The sequence below is a fragment of the Massilia sp. Root335 genome (assembly GCF_001425685.1).
Lineage (GTDB): Bacteria > Pseudomonadota > Gammaproteobacteria > Burkholderiales > Burkholderiaceae_D > Telluria > Telluria luteola.
In genome coordinates, this window is sequence record NZ_LMCY01000068.1 from 20,308 (window position 1) to 35,912 (window position 15,605).

13 protein-coding genes and 1 other RNA gene are annotated in these 15,605 nt (G+C 64.6%); 9 read left to right on the plus strand and 5 right to left on the minus strand.

The genetic code is table 11. The features are described from left to right. Positions 1–12: 12 nt before the first annotated feature. The 5 genes from ssrA to ompA form a co-directional block, all read right to left on the minus strand. Positions 13–371, minus strand: a transfer-messenger RNA (tmRNA) gene (gene ssrA, locus ASC93_RS30260). Between the two features lie 107 nt (positions 372–478). Further along, positions 479–1,012 carry a glycine zipper 2TM domain-containing protein gene (locus ASC93_RS32660; RefSeq protein ID WP_056450557.1) on the minus strand — a complete coding sequence of 178 codons (534 nt, stop codon included), beginning with the start codon at positions 1,010–1,012 and terminating at the stop codon, positions 479–481. A 308-nt stretch (positions 1,013–1,320) separates the two neighbouring features. Further along, positions 1,321–2,028 carry an HAD family hydrolase gene (locus ASC93_RS28200; protein ID WP_056450560.1) on the minus strand — a complete coding sequence of 236 codons (708 nt, stop codon included), beginning with the start codon at positions 2,026–2,028 and terminating at the stop codon, positions 1,321–1,323. Between the two features lie 10 nt (positions 2,029–2,038). Continuing rightward, positions 2,039–2,746 carry a bifunctional 2-polyprenyl-6-hydroxyphenol methylase/3-demethylubiquinol 3-O-methyltransferase UbiG gene (gene ubiG / locus ASC93_RS28205; protein ID WP_056450563.1) on the minus strand — a complete coding sequence of 236 codons (708 nt, stop codon included), beginning with the start codon at positions 2,744–2,746 and terminating at the stop codon, positions 2,039–2,041. Positions 2,747–2,863: 117 nt separating this feature from the next. Next, on the minus strand, positions 2,864–3,580 hold the full coding sequence (ompA, locus tag ASC93_RS28210) for an outer membrane protein OmpA (protein WP_056450566.1): 717 nt from the start codon (positions 3,578–3,580) through the stop codon (positions 2,864–2,866). A 395-nt stretch (positions 3,581–3,975) separates the two neighbouring features. On the opposite strand from ompA, the gene gyrA reads away from it, so the two are divergent. From gyrA to ASC93_RS28255, 9 genes are all read left to right on the plus strand, one after another. After that, entirely contained in the window at positions 3,976–6,591 is a 2,616-nt protein-coding gene (gyrA, locus tag ASC93_RS28215; protein WP_056450568.1) for a DNA gyrase subunit A, read from the plus strand. 254 nt (positions 6,592–6,845) lie between these two features. After that, a complete protein-coding gene (serC, locus tag ASC93_RS28220) occupies positions 6,846–7,967 on the plus strand; it encodes a 3-phosphoserine/phosphohydroxythreonine transaminase (RefSeq protein WP_056450571.1) in 1,122 nt (373 codons plus the stop codon). Positions 7,968–8,087: 120 nt separating this feature from the next. Beyond that, positions 8,088–9,158: a prephenate dehydratase gene (pheA, locus tag ASC93_RS28225; RefSeq protein ID WP_056450574.1), complete on the plus strand. Its 1,071-nt coding sequence runs from the start codon at positions 8,088–8,090 to the stop codon at positions 9,156–9,158. Between the two features lie 44 nt (positions 9,159–9,202). Then, positions 9,203–10,306, plus strand: coding sequence for a histidinol-phosphate transaminase (hisC, locus tag ASC93_RS28230; protein WP_056450577.1), 1,104 nt, complete (start codon positions 9,203–9,205; stop codon positions 10,304–10,306). Beyond that, on the plus strand, positions 10,306–11,214 hold the full coding sequence (locus ASC93_RS28235; protein ID WP_056450581.1) for a prephenate dehydrogenase/arogenate dehydrogenase family protein: 909 nt from the start codon (positions 10,306–10,308) through the stop codon (positions 11,212–11,214). The genes hisC and ASC93_RS28235 overlap by 1 nt, the downstream gene beginning before the upstream one ends. Further along, positions 11,211–12,542, plus strand: coding sequence for a 3-phosphoshikimate 1-carboxyvinyltransferase (gene aroA, locus ASC93_RS28240; RefSeq protein ID WP_056450584.1), 1,332 nt, complete (start codon positions 11,211–11,213; stop codon positions 12,540–12,542). Before ASC93_RS28235 ends, aroA begins: the two co-directional genes overlap by 4 nt. Before the next feature lie 31 nt (positions 12,543–12,573). Continuing rightward, positions 12,574–13,236, plus strand: coding sequence for a (d)CMP kinase (gene cmk, locus ASC93_RS28245; RefSeq protein WP_056450587.1), 663 nt, complete (start codon positions 12,574–12,576; stop codon positions 13,234–13,236). A 134-nt stretch (positions 13,237–13,370) separates the two neighbouring features. Continuing rightward, positions 13,371–15,077, plus strand: a complete 1,707-nt coding sequence (gene rpsA / locus ASC93_RS28250) for a 30S ribosomal protein S1 (protein WP_082548402.1) — start codon at positions 13,371–13,373, stop codon at positions 15,075–15,077. Positions 15,078–15,109: 32 nt separating this feature from the next. After that, a complete protein-coding gene (locus ASC93_RS28255; RefSeq protein WP_056450593.1) occupies positions 15,110–15,415 on the plus strand; it encodes an integration host factor subunit beta in 306 nt (101 codons plus the stop codon). Positions 15,416–15,605 lie beyond the last annotated feature (190 nt).

The window sequence follows — 15,605 nt, forward strand, 5'->3', positions numbered from 1 at the left end:
AAAACAAGTATTTGGTGGAGGCGGAGGGAATCGAACCCTCGTCCGCAAGCACTCTACAGACAGTTCTACATACTTAGCACTATCTTTTAATTTAACGCGGCCGACGGGGATGTGCACCCTTCGACCAAGCGAGTTACCTTAAATTTCGGAAGCAACCAAGTAACCCGGTTGAGTCCTAGCCTCTGTAAATGACTCTACTTGCCTTGCGGCCCACCCCAGAGGCGAGGTAGTGTAGAGCTAGCAGCGATTAAGCTGCGAGTGCGTACGAGTTATCGTTTGCAGTTATTGATTTCTGGATGTATTTACGAGGTGACCAGTCCTCGGTATGCCCTGTTCTGCTTTGCAACCCACGTCGAAACCAGGTCGCCCCCAGAAAGAGAATGCCCATTGTACCGCAATCGGCCAGTGAGCGGAGGGCCTGGACGCGCCCTCACACCCGATATGGGCGCGAGGTGCGCAAAATCAAGGCCCGGACCGTTCAACGGCCCTGGTTCTGGTTGGCGATCTGGTTGCCCAGCATGCCGCCGCCGATGATGCCGGCCACCGTGGCCAGCTTGCGCCCGTTGCCGCTGCCGACCTGGTTGCCCAGCAGGCCGCCCACGACGGCGCCCGTGCCGATGGCGACGTAGTTCGGCTGCGCTGCGGGACGCGGTGCCGGTTCATGATAGGCCGGCGCATCGTTCTGGGCGTAGCTTGCGTGGTGCACGGTGTGCCGCGGTTTCGCCGGCACTTCCTTGATCACGGTTTCCTTGATCACGACCGGGGCCGGAGCCGGCTGGGCACTTGCGACGGCCGGCTGGGCGTAGGCGGCTTGCAGCGGCTGCGCACCTTGGGGCGCTTCCGCAGCCATCGGCAGGGCGGCCGTCGTGGCGCCCGCCTCGGGTGCGCTGTGCGAGCTCGGCAACAGGCCGGTGATCGCGGCCGCGCCGGCCAGGCTGACGACGATGACGGACACTGCGGCAGCTGCCATCAGCGGGTGGATGCGAGAGGTGGCGGTCTTGATCGTTTCCATTTTTCTGCTCCTGAGACGTTGTTGTCGTATGGCTCTAGATTACTCAGAGGCACTGTGAAGAGATAGACAGTGATCTGTATCAATCGTAAAGATATGTAAATGCCGAGCCGGAAGGCGGCAAGAGTCGTCCAGCGAAGATCGCGGTGCCGGCAGGGTACTTGCAACTAACCGACAACAGACCGCAGCGCCGGAGGAAGGCTGGCAGGACCGGCGGCGGCGCACAGGTAGAGGAGGATCGACCGCTCCACGTCACTGCCCGCCCGGGCAGGCAGGACGCGGCAGTCAGCGCGGTGAGTCAGCGCGGTGAATCAGGCTGCCTTTTCCGCGGCTCGCGCGGCATCCGCCAGTTCCAGCAGCATCCGCAGCAGCCGGCGCGGCGTGTCGAGCTGGTAGTCGGCGCCCCACGTGGCCGGATCGATGGAACCGCAATAGCCCCAGTTGCAGGCCACGGTGACCATGCCGGCCGCGCGGCCCGCTTCGATGTCGCGCAGGTCGTCGCCCACGTACCAGCAGTGGGTCGGATCGATGCCCAGGCGGCGCGCGGCTTCCAGCAGCGGGGCGGGGTGCGGTTTCGCGTGCGGCGTCGTGTCGCCCGAGATCACGCAGCCGGCGTGCGCCAGCCCGATCATCGGCACCAGCGGGTCGGTAAAGCGCGCCGACTTGTTGGTGACGATGCCCCACGCCATGCCGGCCGCCATGATGCCGTCCAGCAGGTCTGGCACGCCGTCGAACAGCGTGCTGTGTACGGCCATCGCCGACCGGTAGCGCTCGAACCATTGATCGCGCAGTTCGTCGAAGCCCGCGTCGCCCGGTGCCAGGCCGAAGGCGGCGCCGATCATGCCGCGGGCGCCGTGCGATGCGGTCGGGCGCAGCAGCGCGTACGGCGTCGGTTCCAGGCCACGCTCGGTGCGCATCCAGTTGACGGCGGCCGCGAGGTCGGGCGCGGTGTCGGCCAGGGTGCCGTCGAGATCGAACAGGACGGCGCGTGGCGCGGGCAGGGAAGAAGGAAAAGTCATGAGGCAATCGTCAGAGCGGTTTGCTGCAGGCCACCATGTAGTTGACGTCGGTGTCCTGGTTCAGCGAATAGATCTTGGTCAGCGGGTTGTACGTCAGGCCCTTCAGCCCGTCGACGATGAGGCCGGCGTCGCGCGCGAAGTTCGACAGTTCGGCCGGCGTGATGAATTTGGCATAGTCGTGGGTGCCGCGCGGCAGCATGCGCAGCACGTATTCGGCGCCGACGACGGCGAACAGATACGATTTGACGTTGCGGTTCAAGGTCGAGAAGAACACGCGGCCGCCCGGTTTGACGAGCGTCGCGGCGGCGCGCACGATGGCGGCCGGGTCCGGGACGTGCTCGAGCATTTCCATGCAGGTCACGACGTCGAACTGGCCCGGCTCCGCTGCGGCCATGTCCTCGGCCGCGATCAGTTGATAGCGCACTTCCACGCCCGATTCCAGGCTGTGCAGGTCGGCCACCTTGAGGGCCTTTTTCGACAGGTCGATGCCCGTGACCTTGGCGCCCTTGCGCGCCATGGATTCGGCCAGGATGCCGCCGCCGCAGCCGATGTCGATGACGTTCTTGCCAGCCAGCGGCACGCGCGCGTTGATCCATTCCAGGCGCAACGGGTTGATGTCGTGCAGCGGGCGGAATTCGGACGTCGGGTCCCACCAGCGGTGGGCCAGCTCACTGAACTTCTGGATCTCTAAGGGATCGGCGTTGGTCGTCGTAGTCATAGGACGGAATGATAGCGGAAATGGGTAGCCGGCACGGATGGGGTCGCGAAAAAAACACAGGGCCGGCAAGCATAAAAAAACCCCGCCGCAGCGGGGTTGTTCGGGCGCCAGGCCGGATTACTGCTGCTGGCTGCCGCGGGTGCCGACGACTTCGATTTCGACGCGACGGTTCTTGGCGCGGCCGGCGGCGGTCTTGTTGTCGGCGACCGGCTGTTTCTCGCCCTTGCCTTCGGTGTAGACGCGCTTGGCTTCCACGCCCTTGCTCTGCAGATAAGCCTTGACGGCTTCGGCGCGGCGCACGGACAGCTTCTGGTTGTATTCGTCGGTGCCGACCGAGTCGGTGTGGCCGACGGCGATGATGACTTCCAGGTTGATGTCCTTCAGCTTGCCGACCAGGTCGTCCAGCGATGCCTTGCCGGCAGGCTTCAGCACGGCCTTGTCGAAGTCGAAGAAGGCGTCAGCCGAGTAGCTCACCTTTTCCGAGGTCGGGACCGGGGCTGCTGCCGGGGCCGGAGCCGGGGCAGGTGCCGGGGCGGCGGCCGGCGCCGGAGGCGGCGGTGCGACGCACTTGCCGTTTTCCAGATGCTCGGGTTCCACGCACAGCGGTGCGTCGCAGCCGGGGACCGCGTCGGCCGGGGTCCAGTAGCCGGTGCGCCAGCACAGGCCGAAAGGATCGCGGGCGATAACGCCACGGGCATCCTGCACGTAAGCGCTGTACGGCGTGCGAGCGTGAATATCGGTGGTCAGCGGCGCATACGGCGGTGCGCTTTGCGCGGATGCACTGCCCGCCATCGCGGCCGTGGCTGCGAATACGAGGGTTGCCAATTTATTCATATTTCTTCTTCCTTTCGGTAAAATCTTCTAGCAGCGAAACTGCTCAGAGGCAATAAGACGTGAGCATAATATTAACACTCGAAACAGCACGTCGGTTCCGCATTGTGAAACAAGCAATTAACGTCTCGGCCATTTTGCCACATACGCCACATCCGCACGATCAGGCGTCGACCAATTGCCGTGCATGGTATTTGTCGCGTTGTTTCTGCGCAACAAGGTGTCGGAAAGCGCATGCAAGCTTGACGAACGTTTATGACAGGAATGTGTCAAGGCGTTAATTGTGCCAATTTGCCATCACCGCCGGTTGCCCCCGAATTGCGTTGCTGACAGGTCGGCCGTGGTAAAATCATGGGCTTGGAATTCAACAAATCAGCCTGAAGGCGCCGACCCGCACAATGGATCAATTCGCAAAAGAAACAGTTCCAATTTCCCTGGAAGAAGAGATGCGCAAGAGCTACCTCGATTACGCCATGAGCGTGATCGTGGGCCGCGCTCTGCCGGACGTGCGCGACGGTTTGAAACCCGTACACCGCCGCGTGCTGTACGCGATGCACGAGATGAACAACGTCTGGAACCGTCCCTACCTCAAGTGCGCGCGCGTGGTCGGCGACACGATGGGTAAGTATCACCCGCACGGCGATGCGTCGATCTACGACACCCTGGTCCGCATGGCCCAGGATTTCTCGCTGCGCTACACGCTCGTGGACGGGCAGGGCAACTTCGGTTCGATCGACGGCGATTCCGCCGCGGCGATGCGTTACACCGAGTGCCGCCTGGACAAGATATCGAACGAGCTGCTGGCCGATATCGACAAGGACACGGTCGACTTCCAGCCGAACTATGACGGCAAGGAAAAGGAACCGACCGTCCTGCCGACGCGCATCCCGAACCTGCTGATCAACGGCTCGTCCGGCATCGCGGTCGGCATGGCGACGAACATCCCGCCGCACAACCTGTCGGAAGTGATCAGCGGCGCGCTGCACGTGCTCCGGAATCCGGATTGCACGATCGACGAGCTGATCGAGCTGATCCCGGCGCCGGACTTCCCGACGGCCGGCATCATCTACGGCGTCTCCGGCGTGCGCGACGGCTATCGCACGGGCCGCGGCCGCGTCGTGATGCGCGCCAAGACGCACTTCGAGGAGTACGGCAAGGACGGCGGCCGCATCGCGATCATCGTCGACGAGCTGCCGTACCAGGTCAACAAGAAATCGCTGCTGGAGCGCATCGCCGAAAACGTGCGCGACAAGAAGCTGGAAGGCATTTCCGACATCCGCGACGAGTCCGACAAATCGGGCATGCGCGTCGTGATCGAGCTGAAGCGCGGCGAAGTGCCGGAAGTCGTGCTGAACAACCTGTACAAGCAGACCCAGCTGCAGGACACGTTCGGCATGAACATGGTGGCCCTCGTCAACGGCCAGCCGAAGCTGCTGAACCTCAAGCAGATGCTGGAGTGCTTCCTGTCGCACCGCCGCGAAGTGGTCACGCGCCGCACCGTGTTCGAGCTGCGCAAGGCGCGCGAACGCGGCCACATGCTGGAAGGCCTGGCCGTCGCACTGGCGAACATCGACGATTTCATCGCGATCATCAAGGCCGCGCCGACGCCGCCGGTCGCGAAGACGGAACTGATGGCGCGCGCCTGGGATTCGTCCCTCGTGCGCGAGATGCTGAACCGCACCGAACTGGGCGCCTCCGGCGGCATCGAGGCATTCCGTCCGGAGCACCTGCCGAAGCACTACGGCATGCAGACCGACGGCCTGTACAAGCTGTCGGACGAGCAGGCCCAGGAAATCCTGCAGATGCGCCTGCAGCGCCTCACCGGCCTGGAGCAGGACAAGATCATCAACGAGTACCGCGACGTGATGCTGCACATCGCCGACCTGCTCGACATCCTGGCCCGCCCGGAGCGCGTCACGCAGATCATCACGGACGAAATGCTGCACGTGAAGTCCGAATACGCCGACAACGGCAAGGACACGCGCCGCTCCGCGATCGAGCACAACGCGTCCGATCTGGAAACGGAAGACCTGATCACGCCGCAGGACATGGTCGTCACGCTGTCGCACACAGGTTATATGAAGTCGCAGCCGATTTCCGAATACCGCGCGCAGAAGCGCGGCGGCCGCGGCAAGCAGGCGATGGCGACGAAGGACGAGGACTGGATCGACCAGCTGTTCATCGCCAACACGCACGACTACATGCTGTGCTTCAGCAACCGCGGCCGGATGTACTGGCTGAAGGTGTGGGAAGTGCCGCAGGGTTCGCGCAACTCGCGCGGCAAGCCGATCGTCAACATGTTCCCGCTGCAGGACGGCGAGAAGATCACGGTGATCCTGCCGCTGTCGGGCGAGAACTCGACGTTCCCCGAAGACCATTATGTGTTCATGTCGACGAGCCTCGGCACGGTCAAGAAGACGCCGCTGCGCGACTTTTCCAACCCGCGCAAGGCCGGCATCATCGCCGTCGACCTGGACGAGGGCGACTTCCTGATCGGCGCCGCCCTCACGGACGGCAAGCACGACGTGATGCTGTTCTCGGACGCCGGCAAGGCCGTGCGCTTCGACGAGAACGACGTGCGCCCGATGGGCCGCACGGCGCGCGGCGTGCGCGGCATGAACCTGGAAGAGGGCCAGAACGTGATCGCGCTGCTGGTCGCCGAGAACGAGCGGCAGTCGGTGCTGACCGCGACCGAGAACGGCTTCGGCAAGCGTACCCCGATCACCGAGTACACCCGCCACGGCCGCGGCACGAAGGGCATGATCGCGATCCAGACGTCGGAGCGCAACGGTAAAGTCGTCGCCGCGACGCTGGTCGACGAAACGGACGAGATCATGCTGATCACGACCGGTGGCGTGCTGATCCGCACCCGCGTGGCCGAGATCCGCGAGATGGGCCGCGCCACCCAGGGCGTGACCTTGATCGCGGTGGAGGACGGCACCCGGCTGTCCGGCCTGCAGCGCGTGGTCGAGACGGACCTCGAGGAAACCGAGCTGGAACCGGCACCGGAATAAGCCGGTCCCGCCGCCGACAAGCCGCCGCGCGCCAACGCCGGCGGCTTTTTTATTTCCAAAAACCGGGGTCAGAGCCCTTATTTTGGCTATTTTCCACGATCAACATCGGAACGTTCGCCTTTTCGCAATGTGGCACCGCCCGGCGAAATGGCGGCGGTTGAGGATTTTTTGCAAGTTTCGTGCGAAAATCGAGGAACCCGCATTGCCATGTCGGGCATGCAGGCCCCCGCTCCAGCTCTCATTCAAGGATATTCGTGAATCAATCTCTCGCCGCCACCCAGGTCTATAACTTCTCCGCCGGCCCGGCCGTCCTGCCGAAGGAAGTCCTGCGCCAGGCCGCCGAAGAGATGCTGGACTGGCACGGCAGCGGCATGTCCGTGATGGAGATGAGCCACCGCGGCCCCGAATTCATCTCGATCGCGAAGCAGGCCGAAGCCGACCTGCGCGAACTGCTGGCGGTGCCGGCCAACTACAAGGTCCTGTTCATGCAGGGCGGGGGCCTGGGCCAGAACGCCATCACGCCGCTCAACCTGCTGGGCCGCAAGCCGCACGGTGCCGCGTCCGGCCCGGCGACGATCGACTTCGTCCACACGGGTTCGTGGTCGGGCAAGTCGATCAAGGAAGCGCGCCGCTACGCCAACGTGAACGTCGCGGCGTCGGGCGAGGCGAGCCGCTTCACGACCGTGCCGCCGCAGGAGACGTGGACGCTGAGTGCGGACGCAGCCTACCTGCACCTGTGCACCAACGAGACCATCGACGGCGTCGAGATCGGCTACGTGCCGACGGTGCAGGGCGCCACCCCGCTGGTCGTGGACATGTCGTCGCACATCCTGTCGCGCCAGATCGACGTGTCGAAATACGGCGTGATCTTCGCCGGCGCGCAGAAGAACATCGGTCCGGCCGGCCTGACGATCACCATCGTGCGCGAGGACCTGCTCGATCACGCGCTGCCGATCTGCCCCGGCGTGTTCAACTGGCGCGCCGTGGCCGAGGCGGACTCGATGCTGAACACGCCGCCGACGTACGCGATCTATATCGCCGGCCTCGTGTTCGCGCACCTGAAAAAACTGGGCGGCGTGGCCGCGATGGAACGCCGCAACATCGAAAAAGCGCGCCTGCTGTACGCGGCGCTGGACGCCGACGACTTCTACCAGAATCGTGTGGCGCCCGAATATCGCTCGCGCATGAACGTACCGTTCTACCTGCGCGACGAGTCGTTGAACGAACAATTCCTGGCCGGCGCCAAAGCGCGCGGCCTGCTGCAACTGAAGGGCCACAAGTCCGTCGGCGGTATGCGGGCATCGATCTACAACGCGATGCCGATCGAGGGCGTGCAAGCCCTGATCGATTATTTGAACGAGTTCGCGGGCCGGTAATCCGGCGTAGGGTGGGCACCCCCGTGCCCACGCGTAACGTGTGCGTAACGCGAACATCCGCGTGGGCACGGGTGCCCACCCAACGGAGCAAAAGCGCGAACGGCACATCAAGAGCAGACAATGACAGACAAACTGAAACCCCTGCGCGAACAGATCGATGCGATCGACGCGCAAATCCTCGAACTCCTCTCCCGCCGCGGCAAGGTCGCGCAGGAAGTCGGCCACGTGAAGGCCGAGACGAACGCCCCCGTGTTCCGCCCCGAGCGCGAAGCGCAGGTGCTGCGCGGCGTCGCCGAGCGCAATCCCGGTCCGCTGAAGAACCAGGACGTGCAGACCATCTTCCGCGAGATCATGTCGTCCTGCCGCGCGCTGGAAAAGCGCGTGACGGTCGCCTTCCTCGGTCCCACCGGCACGTTCAGCGAACAGGCGGTGTTCCAGCAGTTCGGCAGCGCCGTGCAAGGCCTGCCGTGCGTGTCGATCGACGAAGTGTTCCGCGCCACCGAGGCCGGCACGGCCGACTACGGCGTCGTCCCGGTCGAGAACTCGTCCGAGGGCGCCATCAACCGCACGCTCGACCTGATGCTCGCGACCACGACCATCATCAGCGGCGAAGTGTCGATCCCCGTGCACCACAGTCTCATGACGAAGACCGGCAGCATGGACGGCGTCAAGGTCGTCTGCGCCCATTCGCAGGCGCTGGCCCAGTGCCAGGTGTGGCTCAACCTGCACCATCCGGACGTCGAACGCCGCGCCGTCGCGTCGAACGCGGAAGCGGCCGTGCTGGCGAGCCAGGACCCGACCATCGCGGCGATCGCCAGCGAGATGGCCGGCGAACAGTACAAGCTGGGCGTCGTGCAGGCGCACATCCAGGACGACCCGCACAACCGCACGCGCTTCCTGATCATCGGCAGCCAGGCCACGGGCCCGTCGGGCCGTGACCGCACGTCGATCGTGCTGGCCGTGCCGAACAAGGCCGGCGCCGTCTACAGCCTGCTCGCGCCGCTGGCCAAACACGGCGTGTCGATGACGCGCTTCGAATCGCGTCCCGCGCGCATCGGCACGTGGGAGTATTACTTCTACGTCGACGTCGAAGGCCACATCGCCGATGCGGCGGTCGGCCGCGCGCTCGAAGAACTCAAGGACAACGCCGCCTTCTTCAAGGTGCTGGGTTCCTATCCGGTCGGCCTCTGAGCCGGGCATCACAGAATCATTCACAGTTCAGCCAAGAGAGTCCCATGTCGCAATTCGGTCCAGACTACGTCCGCGCCATCGCCCCCTACCAGGCCGGCAAACCCATTTCCGAAGTCGCCCGCGAGTTCGGTCTCGATGAAGCCAACATCGTCAAGCTGGCGTCCAACGAGAATCCGTTCGGCGTGCCCGAATCGGCCAAGGCCGCGATGGCCGCCGCTGCCGCGGAACTCGGCCGCTACCCGGACGCCAACGGCTTCGAACTGAAAGCCGCGCTGGCCAGGCGCTACGACGTGCCGGCCGACTGGATCACGCTCGGCAACGGCTCCAACGACATCCTCGAGATCGCGGCCCACGCCTTCGTGCAGAAGGGCCAGGCAGTCGTCTACGCGCAGTACTCGTTCGCCGTGTACGCGCTGGCCACGCAGGGCGTCGGCGCGCGCGGCATCGTGGTGCCGGCCAAGAACCACGGCCACGACCTCGACGCGATGGCAGCCGCCATCGATGCGGACACCCGTCTCGTCTACATCGCCAACCCGAACAACCCGACCGGCACGTTCATCCCCGCCGCCGGGATCGAGGCGTTCCTGGCCAAGGTGCCGGCCTCCGTCGTCGTCGTGCTGGACGAGGCGTACAACGAATACCTGGAGCCGAAGGACCAGTTCGAATCGACGCAGTGGGTCCGCAACTACCCGAACCTGATCGTCTCGCGCACGTTCTCGAAGGCGTACGGCCTCGCCGGCCTGCGCGTCGGTTTCGCCATCGCCCAGCCGGCCGTGACGGACCTGATGAACCGCATCCGCCAGCCGTTCAACGTGAATTCGCTGGCGCAGGCCGCCGCCATCGCCGCACTGAACGACAAGGCGTTCCTGCAAAAGGGTTTTGAAAACAACCGCGCCGGCTACAAGCAGCTGACCACGGCGTTCGAGGAACTGGGCCTGGAATACGTGCCGTCGCACGGCAATTTCGTGCTCGTGAAAGTGGGCGACGACGATGGCGCCGGCGCGCGCGTGAACGTGGCGTTGCTGAAGCAGGGCGTGATCGTGCGTCCGGTCGGCGCCTACGGCCTGCCGCAGTGGCTGCGCATCTCGATCGGCCTGCCGGAAGAAAACGCGCGCTTCATCGAGGCGCTGAAGAAGGCTCTCGGTTGATGTTCACGAAAGTCGTCATCGTCGGCGTCGGCCTGATCGGCGGCTCGTTCGCGCTGGGCCTCAAGGCGGCCGGCGCGGCGGGCCACGTCGTCGGGCTCGGGCGCTCCGCGCAGGCGCTCGCGCGTGCGCGCGAACTCGGTATCATCGACGAAGCGGCGGCGTCGCCGCAAGACGCGCTGCGTGGCGCCGACCTCGTGCTCATCGCGGCGCCCGTCGCGCAGACGGGGCCGATCCTGGCCTCGTTGCTGCCGTACCTGGAGCCGCAGACGATCGTCACGGACGCGGGCAGCACCAAGTCCGACGTCGTGGCGGCCGCGCGCGCCGCGCTGGGTGACCGGCTCAGGCAGTTCGTGCCGGGCCACCCGATCGCGGGGCGCGAGTCGAACGGGCCGGACGCCGCGATCCCCGACCTGTACCGCGGCAAGAAGACGGTGCTGGCGCCGCTGCCGGAGAACGCGCCGGAAGCGGTGGAACGCGTGGCCGCCGCATGGCGCACGTGCGGCGCCGTCATCCACATGCTCTCGCCGCAGGAACACGACAAGGTGTTCGCCGCCGTCAGCCATCTGCCGCACCTGCTGGCGTATGCGCTCGTCGACGACATCGCGGGCAAGCCGCACGCCGACCTGCTGTTCCAGTACGCGGCCAGCGGCTTCCGCGACTTCACCCGCATCGCCGGCAGCTCGCCGGAAATGTGGCGCGACATCAGCCTCGCGAACCGCGACGCGCTGCTCGGCGAGCTGGATGCCTATCTCGTTCAATTGACACACCTCCGCGCGCGGCTCGCCGCCAATGACGGTGCCGCGCTGGAGGCGACCTACGCCAACGCCCAGCGCGCCCGCCGTGCGTGGATCGAAGCGATCGAAGCCGCGGAAAAACCGCCGGCGCCCGATCAGGAATCAGGAAAATGACACAGTCTAAAATCTATCCCCAGCACATCGACCTCGAACCCGTGATGCGCGTGCAGGGCACCGTACGCCTGCCGGGATCGAAGAGCATCTCCAACCGCACGTTGCTGCTGGCCGCGCTGTCCGAAGGGACGACGACCATCCACGACCTGCTCGCGTCGGACGACACGTCCGTCATGCTGGACGCCCTCGCCAAGCTCGGCATCCGGTGCGAGCGGATCGACGACCGCACGCACGTCGTGCACGGCGCCGCCGGCCGCCTGCCCGTGGGCCAGGCCGACCTGTACATGGGGAATGCCGGCACCGCGATCCGTCCGCTGACGGCGGCGCTGGCCGTGATCGGCGGCGACTACACCCTGCACGGCGTCGAGCGCATGCACGAACGCCCGATCGGCGACCTGGTCGACGCGCTGAACGCCGTCGGCGCCAGCATCGAGTACACCGGCAATCCGGGCTATCCGCCGCTGCACATCCGCGCGGGCCGCGTCCAGCCGGACCGCATCGCCGTGCGCGGCAACGTGTCGAGCCAGTTCCTGACGGCCCTCCTGATGGCCGCGCCGCTGATGGCCACCGCGCACCCGGTCACGATCGAGGTCGTGGGCGAGCTGATTTCCAAGCCGTACATCGAGATCACCCTGAACCTGATGCGCCGCTTCGGCGTGACGGTCGGCCAGGACGGCTGGGCGTCGTTCACCGTGCAGCCGGGCCAGAAGTACCAGAGCCCGGGCAGCATCCACGTCGAGGGCGATGCGTCGTCGGCGTCGTACTTCCTGGCCGCGGGCGCCATCGCCGGCGGGCCGGTGCGCGTGGAAGGCGTGGGCCGCGATTCGATCCAGGGCGACGTGCGCTTCGCCGACGCGTTGGCGGCGATGGGCGCGACGATCACGAAGGGCGACAACTGGATCGAGGCGAAGTCGAACGGCGTGCTCAAGGCCATCGACGCGGACTTCAACCACATCCCGGACGCCGCGATGACGATCGCCGTCGCCGCCCTGTACGCGGACGGCACGAGCACGCTGCGCAACATCGCCAGCTGGCGCGTGAAGGAGACGGACCGCCTGGCCGCGATGGCGACGGAACTGCGCAAGGTCGGCGCGACGGTGGAAGAGGGCGAGGACTACCTGCGCGTGACGCCGCCCGAGACACTGTCGCCGGCGTCGATCGACACCTACGACGATCACCGGATGGCGATGTGCTTCTCGCTGGCGTCGCTCGATGGCGCGGCGCGGCGCGGCAACGCGATGCGCATCAACGATCCGAAGTGCGTGGCGAAGACGTTCCCGGATTATTTCGAAACGTTTTCCGGAATCGCGCAAGACACCTTATCCTGATGGGATAAATCTGGTAACCACACACACGTACATGTCGAACACGAATATTCCCGTCATTACGATTGACGGCCCGACCGCCTCGGGCAAGGGCACGGTGGCCCACAAGGTTGCCGACCGCCTGGGCTTCCACCTGCTGGATTCCGGCGCGCTGTACCGCCTCACCGCGCTGTCCGCGCTGCGCCGCGACACCGACATGCGCGACGAGCACGCGCTCGCCAAGGTGGCCGAGCACCTGAACGTCCGCTTCAACGGCGGCCATATCTATCTGGGCACGGAAGAAGTGAGCAACGCCATCCGGGCCGAGGACGTGGGCAATACCGCGTCGAAGATCGCCGCCCTGCCGGGCGTGCGCCAGGCATTGTACGGTTTGCAACTGAGCTTCCGCGAAACGCCCGGCCTCGTGGCGGACGGGCGCGATATGGGCACCGTGATCTTTCCCGGCGCAAAGCTGAAAGTGTTCTTGACTGCAAGTGTTGAGGCACGTGCGCAACGCCGGTATAAGCAATTGATTGACAAAGGGTTTTCTGCTAATATGGACGATCTGCTGGCGGATTTGCAGGCCCGCGACGCGCGCGACACCCAGCGCGCCGTGGCCCCGCTGGTGCCGGCGGAGGGGGCGCACATCCTCGATACCTCGCAAATGACGGCTGATCAAGCCGTCGAACAGGTACTCGCCTGGTATGCGCATCCCTGAATCAGCAGCAACCAAGCAGCAAGCGCCGCGCGAGCGGCGTGTCGGGTGCCCGGGGCCGGTCGCCTCGGGTGTGGTTCAACTTGACCCAGTTCAGATCGCATATGGCCGATCTGCTGGCTAACATCTCAAAACTTATGGCTACTGCAGCAAATCAAGATACCGGTATGGAAAGCTTCGCAGCACTCTTCGAAGAGTCGCTGGCCCGTCAAGACATGCGTTCGGGCGAAGTCATCTCCGCCGAAGTCGTGCGTCTGGATCACAACTTCGTGATCGTCAACGCCGGCCTGAAGTCGGAAGCTTTCATCCCCATCGAAGAATTCAAGAATGACCAGGGCGAACTGGAAGTCAACGTGGGTGACTTCGTTTCCGTGGCCATCGAATCGCTGGAAAATGGTTTCGGCGATACCATCCTGTCGCGCGACAAGGCCAAGCGCCTGGCATCGTGGCTGGCTCTGGAAAAAGCAATGGAATCGGGCGAGATCGTCACCGGTACCGTGAACGGCAAAGTCAAGGGCGGCCTGACCGTCCTGACCAACGGCATCCGCGCATTCCTGCCGGGTTCGCTGGTCGACACCCGTCCGGTCAAGGACACGACTCCGTTCGAAGGCAAGACCCTGGAATTCAAGGTCATCAAGCTGGACCGCAAGCGTAACAACGTCGTGCTGTCGCGTCGCGCCGTCATCGAAGCATCGATGGGCGAAGAGCGTGCGAAGCTGATGGAAACGCTGAAGGAAGGCACCGTCGTCACCGGCGTCGTCAAGAACATCACCGACTACGGTGCGTTCGTCGACCTGGGCGGCATCGACGGCCTGCTGCACATCACCGACCTGGCATGGCGTCGCGTGCGTCACCCGTCGGAAGTCCTGTCGGTTGGCCAAGAGATCACCGCCAAGGTCCTCAAGTACGATCAGGAAAAGAACCGCGTCTCGCTGGGCGTCAAGCAACTGGGCGACGATCCGTGGACCGGCCTGTCGCGTCGCTACCCGCAAGGCACCCGCCTGTTCGGCAAGGTCACGAACCTGACCGACTACGGTGCGTTCGTGGAAGTCGAGCAGGGCATCGAAGGCCTGGTGCACGTCTCGGAAATGGACTGGACCAACAAGAACGTGGCTCCGAACAAGGTTGTCCAGCTGGGCGACGAAGTCGAAGTCATGGTCCTGGAAATCGACGAAGAGCGCCGCCGTATCTCGCTGGGCATGAAGCAGTGCAAGGCGAATCCGTGGGACGACTTCGGCATGACCCACAAGAAGGGCGACAAGGTCAAGGGTCTGATCAAGTCGATCACCGACTTCGGCGTGTTCATCGGCCTGCCGGGCAACATCGACGGCCTGGTGCACCTGTCCGACCTGTCGTGGACCGAAGCCGGCGAAGAAGCCGTCCGCCGCTTCAAGAAGGGCGACGAGCTGGAAGCCGTCGTTCTGGCGATCGACGTCGAGCGCGAGCGTGTCTCGCTGGGCGTCAAGCAGCTGGAAGGCGACCCGTTCAACAACTTCGCTTCGCTGAACGACAAGGGCACCCTGGTCACCGGCACCGTGAAGTCGGTTGAGCCGAAAGGCGCCGTGATCGCGCTGAACGACGAAGTCGAAGGCTACCTGCGCGCTTCGGAAATCGCCCGCGACCGCGTGGAAGATGCCGGCACCCACCTGAAAGTGGGCGACAAGGTCGAAGCCCTGGTCATCAACATCGACCGCAAGGCACGCAGCATCCAGCTGTCGATCAAGGCCAAGGACAACGCCGAGACCCAGGAAGCCATGCAGAAACTGGCTTCGGACAACAGCGCAGCAACCGGCACCACGTCGCTGGGCGCTCTGCTGAAGGCCAAGTTCGACAACAAAAACTGATCAAAGGTTAATTCCTTTCGGAAGCCAAGCAGATGACCAAGTCCGAGCTGATCAACCGCCTTGCTGAACGCTATTCCCAGCTGGTGGCAAAAGACGCCGAGTTTGCCGTCAAGACCATCCTCGATGCGATGACGGGCGCTCTCGCGAGCGGCCAGCGCATCGAGATCCGCGGTTTCGGCAGCTTTGCACTGAACAGCCGGCCGCCCCGCATCGGCCGCAACCCGAAGTCCGGCGACAAGGTGATGGTGCCCGAAAAACGGGTGCCCCACTTCAAGCCGGGCAAGCAGTTGCGCGAGCGGGTCGACGCGATGGTCGGGCAGCCGATCATCGAAGACTGATTCGTCTGCGTCGAGCCGACAAGACGGCGTCCCACCCGGGGCGCCGTTTTTTTTTTGAAAAATGTAACCGCGCATTGCATCGCCGATGCCCGTCGTGCAACCCACGTATAATCACGCCGCGCACACACAACGGCCGGGCTGGCCGTCCTATGAATATCGTTTCAAATATGCGACACTGCGCCTTTGCCGT